At 71.2% G+C, this 22353-nt stretch carries 22 protein-coding genes and 1 tRNA gene; 16 read left to right on the top strand and 7 right to left on the bottom strand.

Features of this window, described 5'->3' with window-relative positions:
• Positions 1–60 precede the first annotated feature (60 nt).
• Entirely contained in the window at positions 61–1326 is a 1266-nt protein-coding gene (locus tag ABD879_RS26135) for an MFS transporter (protein WP_345024272.1), read from the bottom strand.
• A gap of 152 nt (positions 1327–1478) precedes the next feature.
• On the bottom strand, positions 1479–3851 hold the full coding sequence (locus ABD879_RS26140) for a cytochrome P450/oxidoreductase (protein ID WP_345024273.1): 2373 nt from the start codon (positions 3849–3851) through the stop codon (positions 1479–1481).
• A 396-nt stretch (positions 3852–4247) separates the two neighbouring features.
• On the opposite strand from ABD879_RS26140, the gene ABD879_RS26145 reads away from it, so the two are divergent.
• From ABD879_RS26145 to ABD879_RS26195, 11 genes are all read left to right on the top strand, one after another.
• On the top strand, positions 4248–4931 hold the full coding sequence (locus ABD879_RS26145; RefSeq protein ID WP_345024274.1) for an IclR family transcriptional regulator: 684 nt from the start codon (positions 4248–4250) through the stop codon (positions 4929–4931).
• Between the two features lie 391 nt (positions 4932–5322).
• Positions 5323–6279, top strand: a complete 957-nt coding sequence (locus ABD879_RS26150) for an ABC transporter substrate-binding protein (RefSeq protein WP_345024275.1) — start codon at positions 5323–5325, stop codon at positions 6277–6279.
• Positions 6276–7067 carry an ABC transporter permease gene (locus tag ABD879_RS26155; RefSeq protein ID WP_345024276.1) on the top strand — a complete coding sequence of 264 codons (792 nt, stop codon included), beginning with the start codon at positions 6276–6278 and terminating at the stop codon, positions 7065–7067. The genes ABD879_RS26150 and ABD879_RS26155 overlap by 4 nt, the downstream gene beginning before the upstream one ends.
• On the top strand, positions 7064–7837 hold the full coding sequence (locus ABD879_RS26160) for an ABC transporter permease (protein WP_345024277.1): 774 nt from the start codon (positions 7064–7066) through the stop codon (positions 7835–7837). The genes ABD879_RS26155 and ABD879_RS26160 overlap by 4 nt, the downstream gene beginning before the upstream one ends.
• Positions 7838–7868: 31 nt before the next feature.
• Positions 7869–8669 carry an ABC transporter ATP-binding protein gene (locus tag ABD879_RS26165; RefSeq protein WP_345024295.1) on the top strand — a complete coding sequence of 267 codons (801 nt, stop codon included), beginning with the start codon at positions 7869–7871 and terminating at the stop codon, positions 8667–8669.
• A complete protein-coding gene (locus tag ABD879_RS26170; RefSeq protein ID WP_345024278.1) occupies positions 8666–9496 on the top strand; it encodes a DUF1932 domain-containing protein in 831 nt (276 codons plus the stop codon). The genes ABD879_RS26165 and ABD879_RS26170 overlap by 4 nt, the downstream gene beginning before the upstream one ends.
• Positions 9480–10118, top strand: a complete 639-nt coding sequence (locus ABD879_RS26175; RefSeq protein WP_345024279.1) for a GntR family transcriptional regulator — start codon at positions 9480–9482, stop codon at positions 10116–10118. The genes ABD879_RS26170 and ABD879_RS26175 overlap by 17 nt, the downstream gene beginning before the upstream one ends.
• A 474-nt stretch (positions 10119–10592) precedes the next feature.
• Complete coding sequence (locus ABD879_RS26180) at positions 10593–11336, top strand: PIG-L deacetylase family protein (protein WP_345024280.1); 744 nt, start codon at positions 10593–10595, stop codon at positions 11334–11336.
• Positions 11333–12031: a 4-carboxy-4-hydroxy-2-oxoadipate aldolase/oxaloacetate decarboxylase gene (locus ABD879_RS26185; protein ID WP_345024281.1), complete on the top strand. Its 699-nt coding sequence runs from the start codon at positions 11333–11335 to the stop codon at positions 12029–12031. The genes ABD879_RS26180 and ABD879_RS26185 overlap by 4 nt, the downstream gene beginning before the upstream one ends.
• Positions 12028–13095 (top strand): 4-oxalomesaconate tautomerase, encoded by a 1068-nt coding sequence (locus ABD879_RS26190; protein WP_345024282.1) that lies wholly within the window; start codon positions 12028–12030, stop codon positions 13093–13095. Before ABD879_RS26185 ends, ABD879_RS26190 begins: the two co-directional genes overlap by 4 nt.
• A 28-nt stretch (positions 13096–13123) precedes the next feature.
• Positions 13124–14077, top strand: a complete 954-nt coding sequence (locus ABD879_RS26195) for a catechol 2,3-dioxygenase (RefSeq protein ID WP_345024283.1) — start codon at positions 13124–13126, stop codon at positions 14075–14077.
• Positions 14078–14623: 546 nt separating this feature from the next.
• Here ABD879_RS26195 and ABD879_RS26200 read toward each other — a convergent pair.
• Together ABD879_RS26200 and ABD879_RS26205 are read right to left on the bottom strand one after the other, a co-directional pair.
• Positions 14624–14941 (bottom strand): hypothetical protein, encoded by a 318-nt coding sequence (locus ABD879_RS26200; RefSeq protein WP_345024284.1) that lies wholly within the window; start codon positions 14939–14941, stop codon positions 14624–14626.
• A 143-nt stretch (positions 14942–15084) separates the two neighbouring features.
• Positions 15085–15330 carry a hypothetical protein gene (locus ABD879_RS26205; protein ID WP_345024285.1) on the bottom strand — a complete coding sequence of 82 codons (246 nt, stop codon included), beginning with the start codon at positions 15328–15330 and terminating at the stop codon, positions 15085–15087.
• A 154-nt stretch (positions 15331–15484) separates the two neighbouring features.
• Between ABD879_RS26205 and ABD879_RS26210 the strand changes: the two genes are divergently transcribed.
• The 4 genes from ABD879_RS26210 to ABD879_RS26225 all read left to right on the top strand — a co-directional run bounded on the left by ABD879_RS26210 (position 15485) and on the right by ABD879_RS26225 (position 18589).
• The gene (locus ABD879_RS26210; protein ID WP_345024287.1) at positions 15485–16285 is read left to right on the top strand and encodes a helix-turn-helix domain-containing protein; all 801 of its coding nucleotides are present in this window, start codon (positions 15485–15487) and stop codon (positions 16283–16285) included.
• A 25-nt stretch (positions 16286–16310) separates the two neighbouring features.
• Positions 16311–16580, top strand: coding sequence for a DUF397 domain-containing protein (locus ABD879_RS26215; protein ID WP_345024288.1), 270 nt, complete (start codon positions 16311–16313; stop codon positions 16578–16580).
• Positions 16581–16846: 266 nt separating this feature from the next.
• Positions 16847–17857 carry a glycoside hydrolase family 6 protein gene (locus ABD879_RS26220; RefSeq protein ID WP_345024289.1) on the top strand — a complete coding sequence of 337 codons (1011 nt, stop codon included), beginning with the start codon at positions 16847–16849 and terminating at the stop codon, positions 17855–17857.
• A gap of 6 nt (positions 17858–17863) precedes the next feature.
• Positions 17864–18589 carry a GH32 C-terminal domain-containing protein gene (locus ABD879_RS26225; RefSeq protein WP_345024291.1) on the top strand — a complete coding sequence of 242 codons (726 nt, stop codon included), beginning with the start codon at positions 17864–17866 and terminating at the stop codon, positions 18587–18589.
• Here the strand turns inward: ABD879_RS26225 and ABD879_RS26230 are convergent.
• On the bottom strand, positions 18552–19391 hold the full coding sequence (locus tag ABD879_RS26230) for a substrate-binding domain-containing protein (protein WP_345024292.1): 840 nt from the start codon (positions 19389–19391) through the stop codon (positions 18552–18554). The two genes, ABD879_RS26225 and ABD879_RS26230, sit on opposite strands and share 38 nt — an antisense overlap.
• A gap of 117 nt (positions 19392–19508) precedes the next feature.
• On the opposite strand from ABD879_RS26230, the gene ABD879_RS26235 reads away from it, so the two are divergent.
• Positions 19509–20432 (top strand): PfkB family carbohydrate kinase, encoded by a 924-nt coding sequence (locus ABD879_RS26235; protein WP_345024293.1) that lies wholly within the window; start codon positions 19509–19511, stop codon positions 20430–20432.
• Between the two features lie 447 nt (positions 20433–20879).
• On the opposite strand, the gene ABD879_RS26240 is transcribed toward ABD879_RS26235, so the two are convergent.
• Together ABD879_RS26240 and ABD879_RS26245 are read right to left on the bottom strand one after the other, a co-directional pair.
• A tRNA-Leu gene (locus ABD879_RS26240) sits at positions 20880–20947 on the bottom strand.
• Positions 20948–21117: 170 nt separating this feature from the next.
• The gene (locus ABD879_RS26245; protein WP_345024294.1) at positions 21118–21981 is read right to left on the bottom strand and encodes a DUF3800 domain-containing protein; all 864 of its coding nucleotides are present in this window, start codon (positions 21979–21981) and stop codon (positions 21118–21120) included.
• Positions 21982–22353: the final 372 nt, after the last annotated feature.

Below are 22353 nucleotides of genomic sequence, written 5' to 3' on the forward strand. Positions count from 1 at the left end.
GGTCCGGTACGTACGCCGCTGCGGTGCCGGATCCGCGGAGCGCCGGGCTCCGGCGGGGGATCAGCCGACCCGGTCCAGGTCCACGCCCTTGGTCTCCCAGCTCGTGATCACCGCGACGAAGGTGATCGCCATGGTGAGCACCAGGTAGCCGATGACCATGCCGACCCCGAAGCCGTTGATCAGCCACACCGCGATGAACGGGGCGGGCGCGCCGGCGATGATCGAGGACCCCTGGAACACCAGCGAGGAGCCGGCGTAGCGGTACCGGGTCGGGAACAGCTCGGCGATCCAGGCGGCCTCCGGCCCGGCCAGCATGCCGTGGAAGAACGCACCGACGCAGACACCGACCCACAGCAGCGGCAGGCTCTCGAAGTGCACCAGCCAGAAGAACACCGGCGCCCAGACCACCAGCACCGCCGACGGCACCAGCATCGCGACCTTGCGGCCGACCCGGTCCGACCAGGCGCCACCGGCGATCATCCCGACGAACTGGAACACCGACGCGAAGGTCACCACCAGTGTCACGTCACCGCGATCGAAACCGTGGTACTTGGTGGCGTAGGCGATGACGAACACCGTGTAGATGTAGAACGCGATGTTCTCGCCGAGCCGCATGCCGAGGCCGTGCAGCACCGCCCGCGGCCGCGACAGCGCCTGCAGGATGCTGGACCGCTCGGCGTGCGCCCCGGCCGCCGCCTTCCGCCGCTCCTCGGCCGCCCGCTGCGCCTGGCGGAACACCGGCGACTCGTCCAGGCCCCGGCGGATCAGGAACCCGATGACCAGGAGCGGCGCGGCGACCAGGAACGCGATCCGCCAGCCCCAGGACTCGAAGTCGGCGTCGCTCATGGACATGCCCAGCAGGGTGATCACGGCGGCCGCCAGCACCGTGCCGGCCGGGGCGCCGGCCTGCGGCCAGGACGTCCAGAACCCGCGCCGCCGGGGCGAGCCGTACTCGCTGACCAGCAGCACGGCCGCGCCGAACTCGCCGCCGAGCGCGAAGCCCTGCACCAGGCGCAGCACGACGAGCAGGATCGTCGCGGTGATGCCGACGTCGTGGTAGGTCGGCAGCAGGCCGATCGACGTGGTGGCGGCGCCCAGCAGCAGGAAGGTCACCACCAGCATCGGCTTGCGGCCGAACCTGTCGCCGAGGTGCCCGAACACGATGCCGCCGAGCGGCCGGGCGAAGAAGCCGATCCCCTGGGTGGCCAGTGCCAGCAGGAGCTTGACGAAGCCGTTGCCGCCCGGGAAGAACAGCGGTCCGAGCACCGTCGCCGCCATCACGCCGTAGATGGCGAAGTCATACCATTCGAGGACGGCGCCGGCCATACTGCCCGCCAGCAGCCGGGGAAACCCGCGGGCGGGGGCGTCGCGGCGAGTGCCGGTGCCTGCCGTGCGGACTGGTGCCGCTTCCGATGCCATTGGTGTTCCTTTCGATCTCCGGGCCTGCTCCTCGCCCCCCGGAGCCAAGCCGCCGCACGTCAGATACGGAGTGTGAGCGCCTTGCCGCAGGCGCGTGAGCAGCACGTCATCATCCGGTCGCCGCGTGCCCGCTCGGCCTTGGTCAGCACCAGGTCGCGGTGGTCCACCTCGCCGTCCACGACGGGGACCTCGCAGGTGCCGCACAGTCCTTCCTCGCAGTCGCTGGGCACCTCCACGCCGGCGGCGCGCAGTGCGGCCAGCACGGTCTGGTCGGCGGGGACGCGGACGGTGCCGCCGGATTCGGCCAGGTGCACGTCGAAGGCGTGCTCCTTGGCCGGGTCGAGGGCGCCCACGTCGGAGGTGAAGTGCTCGATGCGCAGCGCGTCCTCGGGCCAGTGCCGGGTCGCCTCGCCGAGCGCGTCGAGCAGCCGCCGCGGGCCGCACGCGTAGATCAGGGTGCCCTCCGCCGGCTCGGCCAGCAGCGCGCCGATGTCCAGCCGCACGCCCTCGGCGGACCGGTACACGGTGAGCCGGTCGCCGTGGTCGCGGACGAGCCGGTCCAGGCAGGCCATCGCACCGGACGACCGGCCGCAGTAGTGGATCTCGTAGTCGCGGCCGGTGCGGCGGGCGTGGTCGGCCATCGCGATGATCGGGGTGATGCCGATGCCGCCGGCGATGAACACGTAGCGCCGCGCGTCCGGGTCCAGCCGGAAGTGGTTGCGGGGGCCGCGCATGCGCAGCACGTCGCCGACGGCCAGGCGCTCGTGCAGGTACCGGGAGCCGCCGCGGCCGTCGGCCTCCTTGCGCACCGCGATCTGGTAGCAGGACCGGTCGTCCGGATCGCCGCACAGGGAGTACTGGCGGGAGAACCCGCCGAACTCCAGGTCCACGTGCGAACCGGGCGACCACTTCGGCAGGGTTCCGCCGCGCGGGTCGGCCAGTGTGATCCGCACGATGCCGTCCGCCTCCCGATCGATGCGGCGCACGGCCACGGTGCGGGCGGCGGCGCGTCCGGCCGGTCCGCGCAGGTGCACCGGCCGGCGGCGGTCCAGGATCGCCGGGTCGGCGCGTTCGGGGTTGCGCTCGGGGTCCCACTCCACCCACAGGTGCTCGGGGCCGCGGAAGGAGGTGTTGGGCAGGTAGGTGAACTCCTGGTCGGGGACGAGCCGCATGTGCGGCAGGCGCGTGGTGAACTCCTCCAGGATGATCTGCATCTCCATCCGCGCCAGGTGCTTGCCCAGGCACTGGTGGGAGCCGTAGCCGAACGACAGGTGCCGGCCGGCGTTGTCACGGCGGATGTCCAGCTCGTCGGGGTCGTCGAAGTGCCGCTCGTCGTGGTTGGCGGAGGCCTGGACGATCAGCAGCTTGGCGCCCTCGGGGATGGGCACGCCGCCGATCTCGGTGTCGGCGGTGGCGATCCGCCGCCATGCCACGATCGGGCCGGAGAAGCGCAGGCACTCCTCCACCGCGGCCGGGATGAGGCCCTGGTCGGCGCAGATCTCCTCCCACTGGGCGCGGTTCTCCAGCAGCAGCCGCAGCGCGTTGGTCGTGGCGAGCGCGGTGGTCTCGTGCGCGGCCACGATGCCGGCCATCATCATCGAGTGCAGGTAGGAGTCGGTGATGACGTCGGGCATCTCCGGCTGCAGCCGGATCCCGTACGGCATCCACCCGGGCATCGAGGGGTCCTGGCGCATCTTCTCCAGGACCTCGCCGGAGTACTGCCAGAACCTGCCGACCGACTCGGCGACGGCCACCTGCTCCTCGGGTGAGGGACGCCCCCAGGTGTTGACGGTGTGCGCGACGGAGTAGCGGCGCAGCGTGGCCATGTCCTCCTCGGGCACGCCGAGGAAGTGCAGCGCGACGGTCAGCGGCACCTCGTACAGCATCTCGGCGACGAGGTCGGCCCGGCCCGCGTCGACGAACCGGTCGACGTGCTCGCGGACGAGACGGCGCACGATCGGCTCGTGGTGGGCGAGCTTTTCAGGGGTGAACGGCTCCTGCAGCGCCCGGCGGCGCAGCATGTGGGCGGGCTCGTCCTCGTTGACCAGGGTGCGGTCCATCGCGTACCCGTGCGCCTTCAGCACCGCGTTCGCCTCGTCGGAGAACGGGGTGATCTTCTCCAGGGCGATGGACGGCGAGAAGGTGATGTTGTCGCGGAAGACCGCCTTGACGTCCTCGTAGCGGGTGACCACCCAGTAGCCCAGTTCCGGGCTGTAGAAGACCGGCTCCTGGTCCCTCGCCCACCGCAGCGCGCCCGCCGGGTCCCGCAGGTACGCCTCCCCGAACGGATCGAAGGCGGCCGCGTCGGCGGAGACGGGCCGTCCGGTCGGATCCAGCCGGGAGTGGTCGACCGGGCAGCCTCCCGCGCCCGCGCCGAGCGCGGCCGCGGCGCCTTCCGGCGCATCGGCGGCGGGGGATGAGACCGACCCCATATATGCTCCTTGCAGCTCTGAACAGCGGTTTTACTTTTATCGAACACTTATGTGCGATAAGCGAGACCAGTGCAGGGTAAGGTGCGTCACATTGGCGGGTCAAGACCGGTCCTCCGCTGGTCAGCCCGGGTGCCGCGGGGGAGGCGCCGCGGACCGTCCCGCGCCCCGGTGGGCGAGCGGCCGTCGGGTCGCCTCGTGACGTCGTCCCGCTGGTCTCCGCGCCGCCGGTTCTGCGCATCCGCCGGGCTGCGGCCGCCCCGGCCCGGGCGGGTGCGCCGGGCGGCGGACCGCCGCGGCGGGAGCGCCGGCGATGGGACGGAACACGGCACGGTGCCGACCGCGCCCGGCGGGGCCGCTGTGCGATCATCTGAGGCGACCCATGGGGTGAGGAGTGGGATGAGCACGCTGCAGACGCTCGACCGCGGTCTGCGCGCACTGGACGTGGTGTCGCGGAGCCCGGCGGGCATCTCGGTGGCGGAGCTGGCCAAGGAGCTGGGCGTCCACCGCGCCATCTGCTACCGCATCGTGGCCACCCTCGAGGCCCACTCGCTCGTCGCGCGCGCCGCCGACGGCCGCATCCGGCTCGGCCTCGGCGCCGCGGTGCTGGCCTCCCGGTTCGAGCCGCACTTCATGCGCGGCGCCCGCCCCGTGCTGGAGGAACTGGCCGAGCGGACCCACGCGACCGCCTTCATCGCCGCCGCGGAGGGCGACACCTGCGTCGCGGTCATGGTGGCCGAACCGCGGGACACCGTGCTGAGCGTCGGCTACCGGGTGGGCAGCAGGCATCCGCTGACGCAGGGGGCGTCCGGCATCGCGATCCTGGCGATGCGCCCGGAGAGCCCGCGCGATCCCGAGCCCGTCCGGCGGGCCCGCCGGGACGGCTACTGCGTGACCAAGGGCGAACTGCAGAAGGGCGCGGTCGGCGTGTCGGCGGGCATCGGCGTGCCCGCCGACGTGGAACCCGGCACCGTGATCGAACGCAGCGTCGGCGTGGTCTCCACCGAGGGCCTCGACATCGAGGGCGCGGCGGCCGCCGTCACCCGCGCCGCACGCCTCCTGGCGCAGCTCACCACCGGCTGACGCGCCCCCTCCGCTCAACCCCGGCTCAGCACGGCGCATCGACCTGCGCCGCCAGTCCGGCAGCGGCCCATGCGCATACGGCCGCCCGTAGCGCGCCGGTCCGCGGCCGACGGCGCCGCTCCCGCCGAGCCCGTGATCCGCGCCATGCCCGACGGCGCACTCCTCGACGCGATGCGGGCGACCGCGCGGCGCCCGCCCTCCGATCGGATCGGCCGAACCGGGCCCGCCGAACCTGACAGCCGAGGCAGCGGCCCGAGGGAGTCCGGGGACGCTGCTCTGAAGGATTGCATGTCAAATCGTTGACAATTCTGTAGCCGGATTTGTAGCTTCTCGGGCACAGGGTGGAGGTCAGCGTTCCCGCTCACCCCCTCCGGGACGTTTGGAGATCACAATGATCAGAGTCCGTGCGGCCCTGGCCGCAGCCGCCGTCCTGCTCCTCAGCTCCTGCGGAGGAGGGAGCCCGAGCGACGACGCGGCGAGCGGCGGTCTCGCCGAGGTCAAGGTCAGCGTCATTCCGATCGTGGACGTCGCGCCCGTCTACGTCGGAATCGAGCAGGGCTTCTTCAAGGAGCAGAACCTCAAGTTGGAGGTCGTCACCGCGCAGGGCGGGGCGGCGATCGTGCCGGCGGTGGTGGCCGGCCAGGTGGACATCGGGTTCAGCAACTTCGTCTCGCTGCTGGTCGCCAAGTCCAAGGGCCTGCCGCTCAAGGTCGTCTCGTCCGGGGTCGGCTCGACCGGTGTCACGGGCAAGGACTTCGGCGGCATCGTCGTCAAGGCCGACAGCCCCATCAAGAGCGCCAAGGACCTCGCCGGCAAGAAGGTCGCGGTCAACACGCTCAACAACATCAACGACACCACCGTCCGGGCGTCGGTCCGCAAGGCCGGCGGAGACCCCACGGGTGTCAAGTTCACCGAGCTGGCCTTCCCCGACATGGGGGCCGCGCTCGACAAGGGCAACGTCGACGCCGTCCAGGTGGTCGAGCCGTTCCTGTCCACCGCGCTGAAGAGCGGCGGGCGCCTGGTCGCCTCCAACTACGTCGACACCGCGGACAAGTTGCCGATCGCCGGCTACTTCACCTCCGAGAAGACCGCCGCCACCAGGTCGGACGTCGTCAAGCGCTTCACCGCGGCGCTGCAGAAGTCACTGCGGTACTCCGCGGCCCACCCCGAGGCGGTCCGCACGACCCTGCCGACCTACACCAAGATCGACAACTCCGTCCTCCAGCAGCTCACGCTCCCGGACTACCCGGCCCAGGTGAACCGGGACGGACTGCAGAGCCTGGCCGACCTCGCCGCCCGGGACGGTCTGCTCGCCAAGGCCCCCGACGTCTCGGCGCTGCTGCCATGACGGGTCGTCGCAACGGCCCCGCCCCGGCCTGGCTCCTCGGCGGCCTGGGCCTGGCGGGGCTGGTCGTCCTCGGCGAGCTGGTCCCCAGGTCGGGCCTGGTCGAACGCCGCTACCTGCCCCCGGTCAGCGACATGCTGGCGGCGCTCGCCGACCAGGCCGCCGCGGGAGACTTCTGGCAGGCGCTGGGGGAGACGCTGCGCGGCTGGGCGATCGGGCTGGCCGTCGCGATGGCCGCCGGGGTCGTGCTCGGCGTGATCATCGGCTCGGTCCCGCCGCTGCAGGCCGCGCTGCACTCCACGATCGAGTTCCTGCGGCCGATCCCGTCGGTCGCGCTGATCCCGCTGGCGGTGCTGCTGTACGGCACCGAACCGCGCTCGACCCTGCTCCTGGTGGTGTACGCCTCGTTCTGGCAGGTGCTCGTCCAGGTGCTGTACGGCGTCCGGGACGTGGACCCGGTCGCCCGCGACACCGCCCGCTCCTACCGCTTCCGCCCGCTGACGGCCGCCCGGACCGTGGTCTGGCCGACCGCACTGCCCTATGTGATGACCGGGTTCCGGCTCGGCGCCGCCGTCGCGCTGATCCTGGAGATCACCGGCGAGCTGGTCATCGGCTCGCCCGGCCTCGGCCGGCAGATCGCGGTCGCGCAGAACTCGGGCGCGGTGTCGGTGATGTACGCCCTGGTCATCGTCGTCGGCCTGATCGGGGTCGCGGTGAACGCCGTCGCGCGCACCGTGGAGCGGCGGGCGCTGCGCTGGCACCCCTCGATCCGAAGGGAGGCCGCCGTATGAGCGCGCTCAAGGCCGCCGCCCGGCTGCTGGCGGTGCCCGTGCTGCTCGTCGCCGTCTGGTGGACGGCCTCCGACGGCAGCACCGACTACTTCTGGCCGCCGCTGCGCACGATCGTCGGCACGTTCGACGACACCTGGTTCCACGGCCGGCTCACCGGCGACGTCCTGCCCAGCCTCGTCCGGCTGGCCGCCGGATACCTCCTGGCGCTCGTCCTCGGGATCGGCGCGGGCATCGCGATCGGATCGTCCCGGACGCTGCGCGCGGTCCTGGAGCCGGTGCTGGAGTTCTTCCGGGCGATTCCGCCGCCGGTGCTCGTCCCGATCCTCATGCTGTTCGCCGGCATCGGCGACGGCATGAAGATCCTGGTGATCGTCACCGGCTGCGTGTGGCCGGTGCTGCTCAACACCGTCGAGGGCGTCCGCGCCCTGGACGAGGTGCTGCGCGACACCGCCCGCTCCTACCGGATGCGGCCCGTCTCCCGCCTGGTCCGCCTCGTGCTGCCCGGGGCGGGCCCCCAGATCGCCGCGGGGGCCCGGCAGGCGCTGTCGGTGGGGATCATCCTCATGGTGATCAGCGAGATGTTCGCCGCCAGCGAGGGCGTCGGCTTCACCATCATCCAGTTCCAGCGGACGTTCGCGGTCCCCCAGATGTGGACCGGGATCATCCTGCTCGGCGCCATCGGCGTCACGCTGTCGGCGCTCTTCCACCTGGCCGAGGCGCGCGTGCTGCGCTGGTACACCGGGCTCCGCCGAGCCCAGCGAGAGGGTTGAGATGACCAAGACCACGGTCGACACCGGCACCATGCTCCAGGTCCGCCACCTGAGGAAGGTGTACCAGGGGCGGGGCCGCACCGTCGAGGCGGTCGGCGACCTGACGTTCGAGGTCGGGACGGGCGAGCTCGTCTGCGTCGTCGGGCCCTCGGGCGCGGGCAAGACCACCCTGCTCAAGTGCGTCGCGGGGCTGCTGGACAGCACCTCGGGCGAAGTCCTGCTGGAGGGCAGGGCGGTGACCGGGCCGCCGCCCGGCATGGCCGTCGTCTTCCAGGAGTACGGGCGCAGCCTGTTCCCGTGGATGACGGTCCGGCAGAACGTCGAGCTGCCGCTGAAGGAGAAGAGGGTCCCGAAGGCCGAGCGGCAGCGGCTCGTGCCGGAGGCCCTGGCCGCCGTCGGGCTCGCCGACGCCGTCGACGCCCACCCCTGGCAGCTGTCGGGAGGCATGCAGCAGCGGGTGGCGATCGCCAGGGCCGTCGCCTACGAGCCGCACATCCTGCTCATGGACGAGCCGTTCGCGGCCGTCGACGCGCAGACCCGCGCGGAGCTGGAGGACTTGGTCCGCTCCCTGTGGAAGCGCCTCGGGGTCACGGTACTGTTCATCACCCACGACATCGACGAGTCCGTCTACCTGGCCGAACGCGTGATCGTGCTGTCGAGCTCGCCGACCGAGGTGCTGGCCGACGTCGCCATCGACCTGCCCGCGGAGCGCGACCAGCTCGGCACCCGGTCGCTGCCGCGCTTCGCCGAGCTGCGCGCCGAGGTGTACCGGCTGGTCCAGCAGGCCAAGGACGGCGAACGGCCGGGCAGGATGCGAAAGGTTCCCCGATGACGGTAACGGTCGCCGTGCTGGGGCTGGGCGAGGCGGGCGGCGAGATCGCCCGGGACCTGCTCGCGGCGGGCGCGCACGTGCGCGGCTACGATCCCGCCGTCCGGCCCGGCCCCGGGATCCGCGCCTGCGCCGACGAGGCCGACGCCGCCGCCGGCGCCGACCTCGTCCTCAGCGTGAACAGCGCCCACGACGCCGAGGACGCGCTGCGGGCGGGGCTGCCCGGCCTCGCGGCCGACGCGGTCTGGGCCGATCTCAACACCGCTTCGCCCGGCCTGAAGCGCACCCTGGCCGAGCTCGCCGGACCGCGCTTCGCCGACGTCGCGCTGATGGCCCCGGTGCCCGGCAAGGGGCTGCGCACCCCCATGCTCGCCTCCGGGCCGGCGGCCGCCGGATGCGCCGAACTGCTGCGGCCGCTCGGAGCGTCGGTGACCGTCCTGGACGGCGACGCGGGGGAGGCCGCGACGCGCAAGCTGCTGCGCAGCGTGTTCTTCAAGGGGATGGCCGCGGCCGTCACCGAGGCGCTGCACGCCGCTCGCGAGGCGGGGCTGGAGGACTGGCTGCGTGACAACATCGGCGCCGAACTGGCGGCGGCGGACGCCTCGCTCGTCCGCAGGCTGGAGGAGGGCAGCGTCAAGCACGCCGTCCGGCGGTCCGCGGAGATGCGGGCGGCCGCCCGGCTGCTCGCCGAGCTGGGCGTCCCGTCCCGGATCAGCGACGCCAGCCGCCGCTGGCTCGATCAGCTCGCATCGTCCACAGAATCGTCAACGATCAACGCGGGCACGGTAAGATCCGAACGTGGGAAGGGGAAAGGTGACGGAACTGGATGACGGAGCCGGCCTCGACATCACCGCGGCGATCCGGGAGGCGATCGTCCGCGGTGACTTCGCTCCCAACCAGCGTCTCGTCGAGGCCGATCTGTCGCGCCAGTTCGGGGCCAGCCGCAGCAGTGTGCGCACGGCTCTGTTCGAGCTGACCAAGGAGGGCCTGGTCGAGCGGGAGCAGAACCGGGGCGCACGGGTCCGGGCGGTGACGCTCGCCGAGGCCATCGAGATCTCCGAGGTGCGGATGGTCCTCGAGGGGCTGTGCGCGGCCAAGGCCGCCGAGAACGTCACCGATGCCGAGATCGTCGAGCTGCGCGGGCTCGGGGAGTCGATGCGCACGGCCGTCGCCAACGGGCACGTGCTGGAGTACTCCGAGCTGAACCAGACCCTGCACCGCCGCATCCGCGAGATCAGCCGCCAGGCCACGGCCGCGGACCTGCTGGAGCGCCTGCGCGCCCAGAACGTCCGGCACCAGTTCCGGCTCGCGCTGCTGCCCGGGCGCCCGCAGGTGTCCCTGGCCGAGCACCTGGCGATGATCGACGAGATCTGCGCCCACTCCGCCGAGGGGGCCGAGCGGGCCGCCCGCCGCCACCTCGTCAGCGTCATCGAAGCGCTGCGCAGCATCTGATCCCGGCCGACCCGGTGTCCTGGAACGCTCTGCGGAGCCTTCCAGGACACCGCGGCGCGCACCGGATCCAGGCGCCGGGACGTCGTGTCGACAGATTGTCGACGATTGTTCTGACACATGTGTTGGACGTCACTCCTCGGCAGGCGGGATCGCCTCTGGGTTCCAGTGCGGAGTGACGAGCGCGGCAGCCGGAGCGAAGTGGTCCCCAAGACCTGGCCGGGCCGCTGATCCAAGCGGCCGGGCATTGCGCCGAAGCGGCCTATTTCCAAGGTCAAGCCGGGTGTGGAGGTGTGGTCGGCGTCGGGGGGCGCTGCACGGCGGACGAGCAGGCCAAGGGGCCGGGCGCTGACGCCCGGCAGCAGGTCCCCGACTGCGGTGAGCGCGTCACGGTAGACCGAATCTGCGGAACGATTGTTGACAATTTCGTGAAAGATAGGCAGGATGGGGAGCCATCCACTGCGATCGAGGAGATTCATGGCTGCTGAGAACACGGGCGCCGGACCGATGCTCGTCGTGAGCGCCCACGCCGGGGACTTCGTCTGGCGGGCCGGGGGCGCGATCGCGTTGTCGGCGTCGCGAGGTGAGCGCGTCAAGGTGGTCTGCCTCAGCTACGGCGAGCGGGGCGAGTCGGCCAAGGCGTGGCGCGAGGGCAAGAAGCTCGAGGAGATCAAGCAGATCCGGCGCGCCGAGGCCGAGGCCGCCGCCGCCGAACTCGGCGCCGAGATCGAGTTCTTCGACGCCGGCGACTATCCGCTGGTGGAGTCGCCGGAGCTGGTCGACCGGCTGGTCCGCGTGTACCGCGAGGTCGAACCGGCGGTGGTGCTCACCCACACGCTGGCCGACCCCTACAACGCCGACCACCCGGCCGCCGCCCGCATGGCGCTCCAGGCGCGCATCCTCGCCCAGGCGATCGGCTACGACGCCCCCGGCGACCCGCTGGGCGCCCCGCCGGTCTTCTTCTTCGAACCGCACCAGCCCGAGCAGTGCGACTTCCGGCCCGACGTGCTGCTCGACATCACCGAGGTGTTCGACCGCAAGCGCAAGGCCATGGAGTGCCTGCCGGCCCAGGTGCACATGTGGGACTACTACACCGACCTGGCCAGGCGGCGCGGCGTCCAGCTCAAGCGCAACGCCGGCCCGAACCTGGGCCTGCCCCACACGACGATGGCCGAGGCGTTCGTCCGCCTCTACCCCCAGACCACGACGGTGCTGGCATGAAGCCGGTCGTGGTCACTGGCCCGCCCCGCGCCGACCTGGAGACCGTGGACGCCCTGGCCGCGCACGGGGTCGCGACCGTCCACGAGGCGATCGGCCGGGCGGGGTTCCTCGGCCCGCATCTGCGGCCCACGCACCCGGGCTCGCGGATCGGCGGGACGGCCGTCACGGTCCTGTCCTGGCCGGGCGACAACCTGATGATCCACGTCGCGGTCGAGCAGTGCGCGCCCGGCGACGTCCTGGTCGTCACCACCACCTCGCCGTCCACCGACGGCATGTTCGGCGAGCTGTTCGCCACCGCCCTGCAGCACCGGGGCGTGCGCGGCCTGGTCATCAACGCCGGCGTGCGCGACACCGCCGAACTGCACGCCATGGGCTTTCCCGTCTGGTCGGCCGCGGTCAGCGCCCAGGGCACCGTCAAGGCCACGCCCGGCTCGGTCAACGTGCCGATCACGATCGGCGGCCAGGTGATCCGGCCCGGCGACGCGGTCCTGGCCGACGACGACGGCGTCCTGGTCGTCGCCCGCGAGGCCGTCGGCTCCGCGCTGGCCGCCGCCGAGGCGCGCGCGGCCAAGGAGGAGGCCACCCGCCGCGCCTTCCGCGAGGGCCAGCTCGGCCTCGACCGGTACGGGATGCGCGACAAGATCGCCGAGCTGGGGATCGAGTACGTCCCCTACGCCGAATGGGACCCCTCATGACCGGAATCCCCTGCACGCTGATGCGCGGCGGCACCTCCAAGGGCGCCTACTTCCTCGCCGGGGACCTGCCCGCCGACCCCGCCGAACGCGACGACCTGCTGCTGCGCGTCATGGGCAGCCCCGACCCCCGCCAGATCGACGGGATCGGCGGCGCCCACCCCCTCACCAGCAAGGTCGCGGTCGTGTCGGTCTCGCAGCGGCCCGACGCCGACGTCGACTACCTCTTCCTGCAGGTCGCGGTCGACGAGCCCGCCGTCTCCGACAAGCAGAACTGCGGCAACCTCCTCGCCGGGGTCGGCCCGTTCGCCGTCGAGCAGGGACTGGTGAAGGCCGGCGACCCCGAGACGACCGTCCGGATCAGGATGGTCAACTCCGACAGCGTCGCCGTCGCGACCTTCGCCACCCCCGGCGGGCGGGTCCGCTACGACGGCGACACCGCCATCTCCGGTGTCCCCGGCACCGCCTCCCCGGTCTACCTGGACTTCGCCGACACCGAGGGCTCGGCCACCGGCGCGCTCCTGCCGACCGGCCGGATCCGCGACGTCATCGGCGGCATCGACGTCACCTGCATCGACAACGGCATGCCCGTCGTCGTCGCGGAGGCGTCGGCGTTCGGGCTGACCGGCTACGAGAGCGTCGCCGACCTCGCCGCCGACGAGAAGCTGCGCGACCGCATCCAGTCCCTGCGGCTCCAGGCCGGACGGCTCATGGGGCTCGGCGACGTCTCGACCGCCTCGGTCCCCAAGACGACCCTCGTCGCGCCCGCCCGGGACGGCGGCGTCATCTCCACCCGGACGTTCATCCCGCTGCGCGTCCACGACTCGATCGGCGTGCTCGGCGCCGTCACCGTCGCCACCGCCCTGGCCATCGAGGGGGCCGTCGGCCACGATCTCGCCGCTCTCCCCGCCCCCGGCGCGCCGATGGCCATCGAGCACCCCACCGGCCGCCTCGACGTCCTGGTCGAGCTCGACGGACCCCCGCAGCGCCCCACGGTCCGCAGGTCGAGCCTGGTCCGCACGGCCCGCAAACTGTTCGACGGACGTGTCCACCCCCGCCATGCCTGACCCCACCACCCACCCACAGGAGGTTCCGATGGCCCCGGCACACGAGATCGCCCACATCGGCAACGTAGAGCTGCTCACCCCCGAGCCGGAGAAGAGCCTGTGGTTCTTCACCGAGGTGATGGGGATGACCGAGGTCGGCACCGAGGGCGACTCGGTCTACCTGCGCACCTGGGACGACTACGAGCGGCACACCCTCAAGCTCACCGCCCACCGCACCTCCGGCATCCGGCGCGTCGCCCTGCGCGTCTCCAGCGCCGAGGCGCTCGACCGCCGCGTCAAGGCGATCGAGGAGGCCGGCCTCGGCATCGGCTGGCGCGACGGCGACCCGGGCATCGGCCCCACCTACGCCTTCCGCGACCCCGACGGCCACGAGCTGGAGCTCTACTGGGAGAGCGAGTGGTACGAGGCCCCGCCGGAGCTCGCGCCGTCGCTGAAGAACCAGGCCCAGGCCTACCCGGCGCGCGGCGTGTGCGTCCGGCGGCTCGACCACGTCAACTTCCTCGCCGCCGAGGTCGAGGGCAGCAGCGAGTTCGCCCGCGACGTCCTCGGCGGCCACGTCACCGAGCAGATCCGCCTCGACTCCGGAACGATCGCCGCCCGCTGGCTGACCTTCACCAACAAGTCCTACGACCTCGTCTACACCCGGGACCTCACCGGCGGCCACGGACGCCTCCACCACATCGCGTTCGCGACCGACACCCGCGAGGACATCCTCCGCGCCGCCGACATCTGCCTCGACAAGGGCGTGTTCATCGAGACCGGCCCGCACAAGCACGCCATCCAGCAGACCTTCTTCCTCTACGTCTACGAGCCCGGCGGAAACCGCATCGAGTTCTGCAACCCGGTGGCCCGTCTCGTCCTCGCCCCCGACTGGAGGACCATCACCTGGACCGAGGCGGAACGCGCGAAGGGCCAGGCCTGGGGCCTGAAAACCATCGAATCCTTCCACACGCACGGCACCCCGCCCGTCGACCCCTCCTGACCTCCGAACCGACCGCTCATACGCCCGACCACCGGCCGGTGGGGCGAGCGAAGGACACCCGACGGCTGACATGAGCCGTCGGGTGTCCTGTGCTCGGGCTGCCCGGCATGGCCGCCGGATGCTCCGGGAAGTGCAGACCGCGCCGCCTGGGATGATCCGGCCCAAGCGCCGGTGCCAGCCCCACACCTGGCCGCCGTCAGCCCGTCGCTGACACCGCCCGCCGCATCGTGCGGTGATGCGTACACACGAACCGCCGTTCGCCCCGCAACGCAACGCCTCCAACCCACCGCCCCGGACACGCCCCCGTCACCCGTTGGGAACCCCGGCCCGCCGGCGCCGGTGTAACTCTTGTCTGCCGGCACTAGCAGCCCGCAAGGAGAACGGGAGGCGCCGGACTCGGGCACAGGTCGTGCACGCTGCCAGGCGGCGGCCCCCGACAGCCACACCAGCCGACCGTCCAGGACCCAGAAATCCATCCGTGCCGACGAATACCGCAAAGCGATCCCATGGGGGAGTTGTGGGGGCGGCCTCTCACAGGCGGCAGGCTTATACCCGTCCCAGGCTCTGAGCGATTGCCGTGATGCAGCCGGTGACGTCGTCGGCGCGCGCGATCGTCGCCCCGTCGACCACCCGGCAGAACCACCAGTCGCCGCTCCGGTAGTCGCATCCGACGTCCACCGCCTGCCGCGGCCTTTCGCGCAGCGCGATGTTCACCCATGACACTCCACGCTGCGACACCAGGGAGACCGCCATGTCGCGGCGCGCTCGAAGGGCCGTGTGCAAGGCGGTCAGATGCTCACGTCGACGGTTGCGCGGCTTGGGCCGGTCGGCGGTCGACGCGTGCTTTCCCCTCGCGAAGCCCATGCTTCACCTCCTGGTTCGGGTTTGTGGTTGCCGGTCGGGCGGTGCACTGGGGACGCCATGCGCCGACCGCGCCGCCTCTCCCTTCCGTGAGACCGTCGGCCTTCCCGCGGTGACTCGCGGAGCCCGCAGCGGTCTTCCGCCGGTCACCGGTGTCCCTGCCGCTGGCGCTGTGCGCGCTCGGCCTCCTTGACCAGGGCGGCGCGCAACCTGTCGGCCGTGGGTTCCATGACGGTCGCGTCCACGCCCGCGCTCGGGTCGTGCAGCGTGGCGACCCACTCACCCAGTCGGCCGTCCGAACGGACCGAGCGCCAGATCCGGTGTCCGGTGAAGTCCGCTCGGAGGCTGGTGAGTGCCTGGTCGTCGGGGTGTGTACGGGCAGACGTGTCCATGGCGGGGAGAGACCTTCGCTTCCGAGGCTGTGGAAAACCTGTGACCAGCATCACGCAAACGGATACGCTCGGCTACGTAGCGCTACCCCGTGGAAGCCCCGTACCCGGCCGGGGTCCCCCTGGATGCCGGGGAATCCCCCGTCAAGGACCCGTGATGCCGCAAGAACAAGGCGACTACACCCGTGACCCGCTCATTCGTGCCTTCGGGGCCATCCTGCGCGCATACCGCGAAGCGGCGGGACTGTCCCGGCCTCAGCTCGCCGAGGCGCTCGGATGCGGATACCAGTGGATCGAGAAGATGGAGACCGGCGCCAAACCGTCGGTGGCCTCCGCGATCGACCTCGACACCTTCTTCGGGATCAAGGAGAAGACGTTCCAGCGGATGGCAGAGGAGATCGAGAACGCGGGCCGACAAGCGGCACTGCTGCCCGGATTCCCGGCCTTCGTCAGGCTGGAGGCGAAGGCCGACTACATCAGGTCTTTCGTTGCCCAGGTCGTCCCGGGGCTGCTGCAGACGGAGCGCTACTCGCGCAGCCTGATAGGCAGCGGGCAGGTACGGCCCGCCCTCGATGATCTCGTCGCTCTCCGGATGAGCCGCCAGAAGATCCTTAGCCGTGACAAGCCGCCACGTCTCACATTCGTTATCGACGAGTCGGCGCTGAGACGCCCGATCGGTGGGCCGGAGGTGATGCGGGAACAATTGACCCGCCTCAAAGCCATGGTGACCGGCTCGCCGACCACGCAGGTACGTATCCTGCCGTTCGACCACATCACGTGGGCGGGGCTGGACGGCTCGTTCACGATCCTGGGCTTTCCGGACCGTCGGGACGTCGCCCATCTTGAAGGACCGGGAAGCAGCCAGCTGGTCGAGGACCCCAACCGGTGGCGGACACCGCAGTACGTTTCGATCTCGTCCTGGGCGAGGCGCTGCCGATCGGCGAGTCTCTCGACATGATCACGAGGACGCTGGAGGACTACACATGAACGACCTGGATCTGTCGGCCGCCAGCTGGCGTAAGAGCAGCCGGAGCGGTGGTCAAGGTGGGGAGTGCGTCGAAGTCGCCGCTCTCGCATCCGTGATGGCTGTGCGCGATTCCAAGGACCCGGAGGGCCCCAGCTGCTCCTGGATATGGCGGCGTGGCGAGCGCTGGCGGATCGGATCAAGGACGGTGAGCACGACATCGCTTGACTCCCCCTCGCGCTCGGCAGGTGATCTCGCCTTTGACCAGGCACTTGGTGGTACGCGCTGACGCCGCCGGTCGCTCGGCGAGGGCCTTCCTGCGAACGGGGGTTTCCTGAAAAGCCAGGTCGTCCTGCCAATGACAGGGGATGAATCTGCAGGTGGGAATGGAAGGTGGGAAAGATCCCTTGACGCGGAATGAAGGGCGTCGCTAGTTTCGCGGGGGAAACCGCCAGAGAAAGTGCATTGAACACGTCCGATTCTCTTTGCCGGAATGCGGGCGGAGAGAAAACGGACGGCGACCCCGCCATGCCACTTGACGACGAAGGAGCCCCTGTGCTGCCCGCTGTGCGCAGATGGACCATCACCGCCGTCGCCGCGCTCACCGCGTCGACGGCCGCGCTGACCGGCGCCTACTTCACCGGACAGCAGCCGCAGACCGCCAAGGTCGGCGCCGTCTCCTACGCCGCACCCGCGGCCAAGGCGATCGCCGCGGCCAACCTGTACGTCGACCCGAACTCCAATCCGGCGGTCTGGGTCGCCGCCAACCCCGGCGACCCGCGGGCCGCTCGCATCAAGGCGGCCATCGCCGACCGGCCGATCGCACGCTGGTTCGGCAACTGGGACAGCGACATCACCGCGGCGGTGTCGCGCTATGTCGGCGGTGCCCAGCAGGCCGGCGCCATACCGATGCTGGTCGCCTACAACGTCCCGGGGCGCGACTGCGGCAGCCACTCCGGCGGCGGCGCGGGCAGCCCGGACGCCTACCGCACCTGGATCGGGCAGTTCGCCGCGGCCATCGGCAGCCGCCAGGCGATCGTCGTGGTGGAGCCCGACGCGGTCGCCCAGCTCGACTGCCTGCCGAACGACACCGAGCGGCAGATCCGACTCGACCTGCTGAAGTACGGGGTTCAGCAGCTCAAGCAGAAGGCGCCGAACGCCTGGGTCTACCTGGACGCGGGAAACGCCAACTGGATCCCCGCCGGCACCATGGCCCAGCGCCTGCAGGCCGCCGGGATCGCGGACGCACGCGGCTTCGCCGTCAACGTGTCGAACTACTACACGACCGAACAGTCGGTCGCCTACGCCAAGGCCGTCAACGCCGGGCTCCCCAGCGGCAAGACCTTCGTGGTCGACACCAGCCGCAACGGCAACGGCTCCAACGGCGAATGGTGCAACCCGGCCGGACGCAAGCTCGGCACCCCGCCCCGCGAGGGAACCGACGCCGAACTGGAACTGTGGGTCAAGGTCCCCGGCGACTCCGACGGCGACTGCGGGATCGGTGCCGGGATCCCCGCCGGTCAGTTCAGCCCCGACCTGGCCATCCGCCTGATCGACGGCATCTGACGACCGATGCCGCCTGCGCAGGCGGCTCCGCCGCGTAAGGCCCGCCCCGCCGCCATCTCCGGGGCGGGCCTCCGCGTGTTCGGCAGGTTGTTGAAGCGCGCCGACGGCGGCCGCCTCGACCAAGGCCCGGACTTCTACGCTCCGGCCGTTCTCCAGGATTCCGCGGCCGGACGGGTGCTGCTGTGGGGCTGGTCCTGGGAGGCGCGTCCTCAGGAGGACACCGACCGGGCGGGTTGGTCCGGTGTGCTCACCGCTCCCCGCGTGACAGGCGTCCGTCCCGACGGCAGGTTGTCGATGACACCGGCACCGGAGCTGGAACGGCTGCGCGCGCAGGTCCCGTTCACCGCCGACGGCCGCCTTCCCGTCGCGCTCCCGGACGCCTACGAACTTCTCATCACCGCCACCGGGCCCGCCGCGGTCGGACTCCTGCGCTCGGCCGACGGCCGCCGGGTCGCATTGGTGCTCGACCCCGCCGCGGGAACCGTGATGCTGGACCGCGCCGGCCGGCCCCGCACGAGAGGCTCCCGCCCGTCCATCCTCCGTGCCGACGTCGCGCCCGACCGGCCGTTGGCCGTCCGGCTGCTGGTGGACGGCTCGCTGTTCGAACTGTTCGCCGACGGCGGCGCCGCCACCGAACGGATCTACCGGCGCCCCGGCGACGTCCCCGAGCTGACCGTGGCCGGAGCGGCGCACGTCACGGGCTGGGAGCCGGCCCTACCGAAGCACGGCTGACCAGGTGGCACTTCAGACGGCGCACGGTCGCCGGCGGCGTCTCACCGGCGTCGACCGCATCCAGCAGCAGGCGCATGGCGGTCTCGCCCATCGCGCGATGCGGCAGCGCGACGGTCGTCAACGGCGGATCGAGAAAGGACGCCATATGCTCCTGGTCGTCGTATCCGACCACCGACACGTCCTCGGGCACCCGCAGCCCGCACCGCGCGGCGGCATGCAGCACACCCGCGGCCACCCGGTCGTTGTAGCAGACGATGCCGGTCGGACGCCGGTCGGCGGGCGCCCCGTCCAGAAGCCGCATGCCGCCCTGGTAACCGGCCGAGATCTCCCCGCCGGTGCGGACGATCCAGTCCGGCGCGGCGGTGAGCCCCGCACCGCGCAGCGCCTCCCGGAAGCCACGCAGCCGCTCCGCGGATGCGATGTCGTCGAGGCCGCCGACCAGGGCGATGCGCCGGTGGCCCGCCTCCAGCAGCACCGTGGCCGCCGCCCGCCCGCCGGCCCGCTCGGCCGGGATCACCGTCGGCAGCGAGCCGTCCTCGGCCAGGCAGTTCGCCAGCACCGCCCGCGTGCGGCGCAGCCCCGCCGGGACGGTCACGCGACGCAGGGACATCGCCGCGTAGATGATGCCGTCCACCCGGCGGTCCAGCAGCTCGGCGACCGCGGCGGCCTCCTTGTCGGGATCGCCGCCGGAATCCACCGTGAGCACCAAGTGGTCCCGGTCCCAAGCGGTCTCCACGGCACCGCGCAGCAGCTGCCCCGCGAACGGCGAGGAGGCGATCTCGTCGGTCACCAGCCCGATCACGGCCGTCCGGTTGCGGCGCAGCCCGCGCGCGACGGGGTTGGGCCGGTAGCCCAGCTGCGCGGCCGCGGCCAGGATCCGCTCCTGGGTCCGCTTGGACAGGTTGCCCTCGCCCTGCTGTTGAAGACGAAAGGCGACCTCCTCCTGGACCGTCTCCGCGCGGAGAACGTGGGGCTGGACCTGGTGCAGCGCGGCCCCGAGCCCACCGCCCTCGCGGTGGCCTCGTTCGACCGGGCCGGCTCGGCCGCCTACACCTTCTACGTCGAGGGCACCGCCGACCGCCTCTTCCGCGCGCCGTCCCACCTGCCCGCCGCCGCCCGCGCGCTGATGCCGGGGAGCTGCTCCCTGGCGCTCGAACCCGGCGCCACCGCCTACGAGTCGCTCATGCGGGACGCGGCCGCCCGGGGCGTTCTCGTCGCCCCGGACCCGAACATCCGTCCTGGCCTGATCACCGACGCCGAAACGTACCGGGCCCGGTTCCGCTCCTGGCTGCGGTACGTGGACCTGGTCAAGGTGAGCGAAGAGGACATGCGGTGGCTGGGCGGCGATCCCGGCGACTGGCTCGCGGCCAACCCCGCCGCGGTGGTCGTCACCCGGGGCGCGGAAGGGCTGACCGTCTTCACCCGGTGCCGCGAACCCGTCGACGTCCCCGGTGAACCGGTGGACGTGGTGGACACCATCGGCGCCGGCGACACCGTGTACGCGGCCCTCGTGCACGCCCTGGCCGAGCGGAACCTCCTCACCGGCGCCGCCTGCTCGGCTTCGCCGCCCGCGCCGCGGCCGTCACCTGCACCCGCCCCGGCGCCGACCCCCTCACTCGACCGAACTGCCCGCCCCCGTGCCCGCCTGACGAACATGCCGTCCATCGCAGCGAGTGGCCGCGGCCGGCGGTCACGCCAGGTCGCCGGAGAATCGGTCGTATTGGCGTTGGGCCGCGCCCTTCCGCTGGTGACCGTGCTGAGAACGGCCCCGACGGTAGTGGGCTCGCCGCCGGGGCCGGAATGGAACCGCTCGCCATCGCCGACGCCGCCTCGGTCATCCTGAACGCCGAATCCCGCCGCCCCCGGCGGCGGGTAGGTGGCCGCGGCGGTCTGGCAGCGGCGTACGGCTCGCCCTGCTGTCCTTATGGGTATTCGTCGGGGGCTGATCGGCCCTCACCAGCGGCAGGACGGAGGGAACGGCGTGGGGGTGACAGGGGGCGCTCATGTACGGCGCTTTCGCGGGTCATCGCGGCCTCCGGACCTCATTGGCTGCCGTAGATGGACAGCCACGTTGGCGCAGCGACGTACTCATGGTCCGTCCGGGGGCCATATGTCCGGGGTGGCCGACATGCGTTCACACGGCCGTCGAAACGTTGGGCCGGTTTGTGTGATCGGGGTAACAGAGGCGGTTCGGGGCGGCTGGTCGCCGTGGAGCGGTCAGGGGTGACGGAGCGCATAAGCGACGGTGGGCGTTCGCGGTATTCTTCGCGAACGCCCACCGTGCAGCGGGTGCGCCGTCAGGGACTTGAACCCCGAACCCGCGGATTAAGAGTCCGCTTCGATCCGGATACCCGGCGCTACCCGGTGTCAGAACATGCCGTCACGTCCACGTCCGCCCTGATTTGTGGGTCGCCTGGTGACGTTCCGTACCTCCCCCTATCGTGGCGGCCGAGCAACCATCGAGCGACCACACCCACCACGATCGCAGCCGCACGGGCGGCACACGACACGGTGCCAAAAAATTGCCGTCATGACACGTTCTTGTCGGACTCGGACAGCCCGTCGTCGTACTGATAGGTCCGGCCGACCCGGAGGCTAAAACGATGGTTAGGTGGACCAAGAGAGTGCTCTTCTCCACCCTTGATATAGCGTGTCTCCTTGAAGATCCAGTAGTAGAGGTCCATCAGGTCGGGAGGCCACAGGACAACGCCCGCGCCACCCACGAGCCCATGGGCATTTGTACGAGCCAGCTTCTGCAGCAATGGCGCCAACTTCATGCCGGACGAGTACCCGGCGATGGCTGCGGTGGTCGCTGCAGTGACAAGGTCGGCGAGTTGCAGGTGCGGGACATGGTGGGAGGGCGCAGTCAGGATCGGAGACACGACGCGTTCGGGAGTGACGTACCGGGTCCCCTCCCTAGTTAGGCCAAGGGTGTCGGCCAGCCACTTCATCTCGTCCGCGCGGCTGCCGCCCGGCTGATCCGCGATGATGACCCCGACGTCGTTGTGCTGGCGCAGATGAAGGGTGATTCGCTCGTACAGGTACCTGAGGATCTCTGCTTCAACGTCGGTCTTCTCCCATGGGAGATGACCGCGGTCCCACACTACGACGGCAGACTTGATGTCGTGGTCGATGGCGGCTTGGAGCATCCGCTGGCGCAGCTCGAAGATCAGTTCACCGCCCGCCGACGCTTGGAAAGTGTCCCTAGGCGGTTTCCACTTGATCTCTTCGCCCTCGGGAATGCCCAGCTCGGCGCGTATGCCGTCGAGGGCGGTCGAGAACGCTGCGACCGACTGCTCCGGGACGATCACGCCGCCGACCGAAATGAGCTCGCCCATGTGTCGACGGCGAGGCTCAGTCTGTCTGCTGTCGTCGATGTAGATCAGATGCATCGCACCTCGGATCTCGCGGTAGATGACTTCATCTCAACTCGGTTTGGGTCCGTAGCACCGGATGTGCTAGGCCTTGGCTGCGCTGTGACAGTCTCTTAGATTGTCGAAGTAAACTGATCTGCGGGGTCATGTTGGTGCTTCGGGTGGAGTCTGTTGAGGTGGCACCAAGCGCAACAATGCTGTACTGCGGTGGCCACTGATGACGCTCCACGCCGCGCTGGCGGGATGCGCGACCGCCTAGGGCCTGTTTTGTGGATCGTGGTTGAGCCAGAGCATGAGGCTCGCGATGGTGACGGTGGCGTGGTAGTGCCTGGCGAGCTTGTCGTAGCGGGTGGCGATGCCGCGGAAGCGTTTGAGCCGGTTGAAGCAGCG

The organism is Actinomadura keratinilytica, from assembly GCF_039539665.1.
GTDB classification, from domain to species: Bacteria; Actinomycetota; Actinomycetes; order Streptosporangiales; family Streptosporangiaceae; genus Spirillospora; species Spirillospora keratinilytica.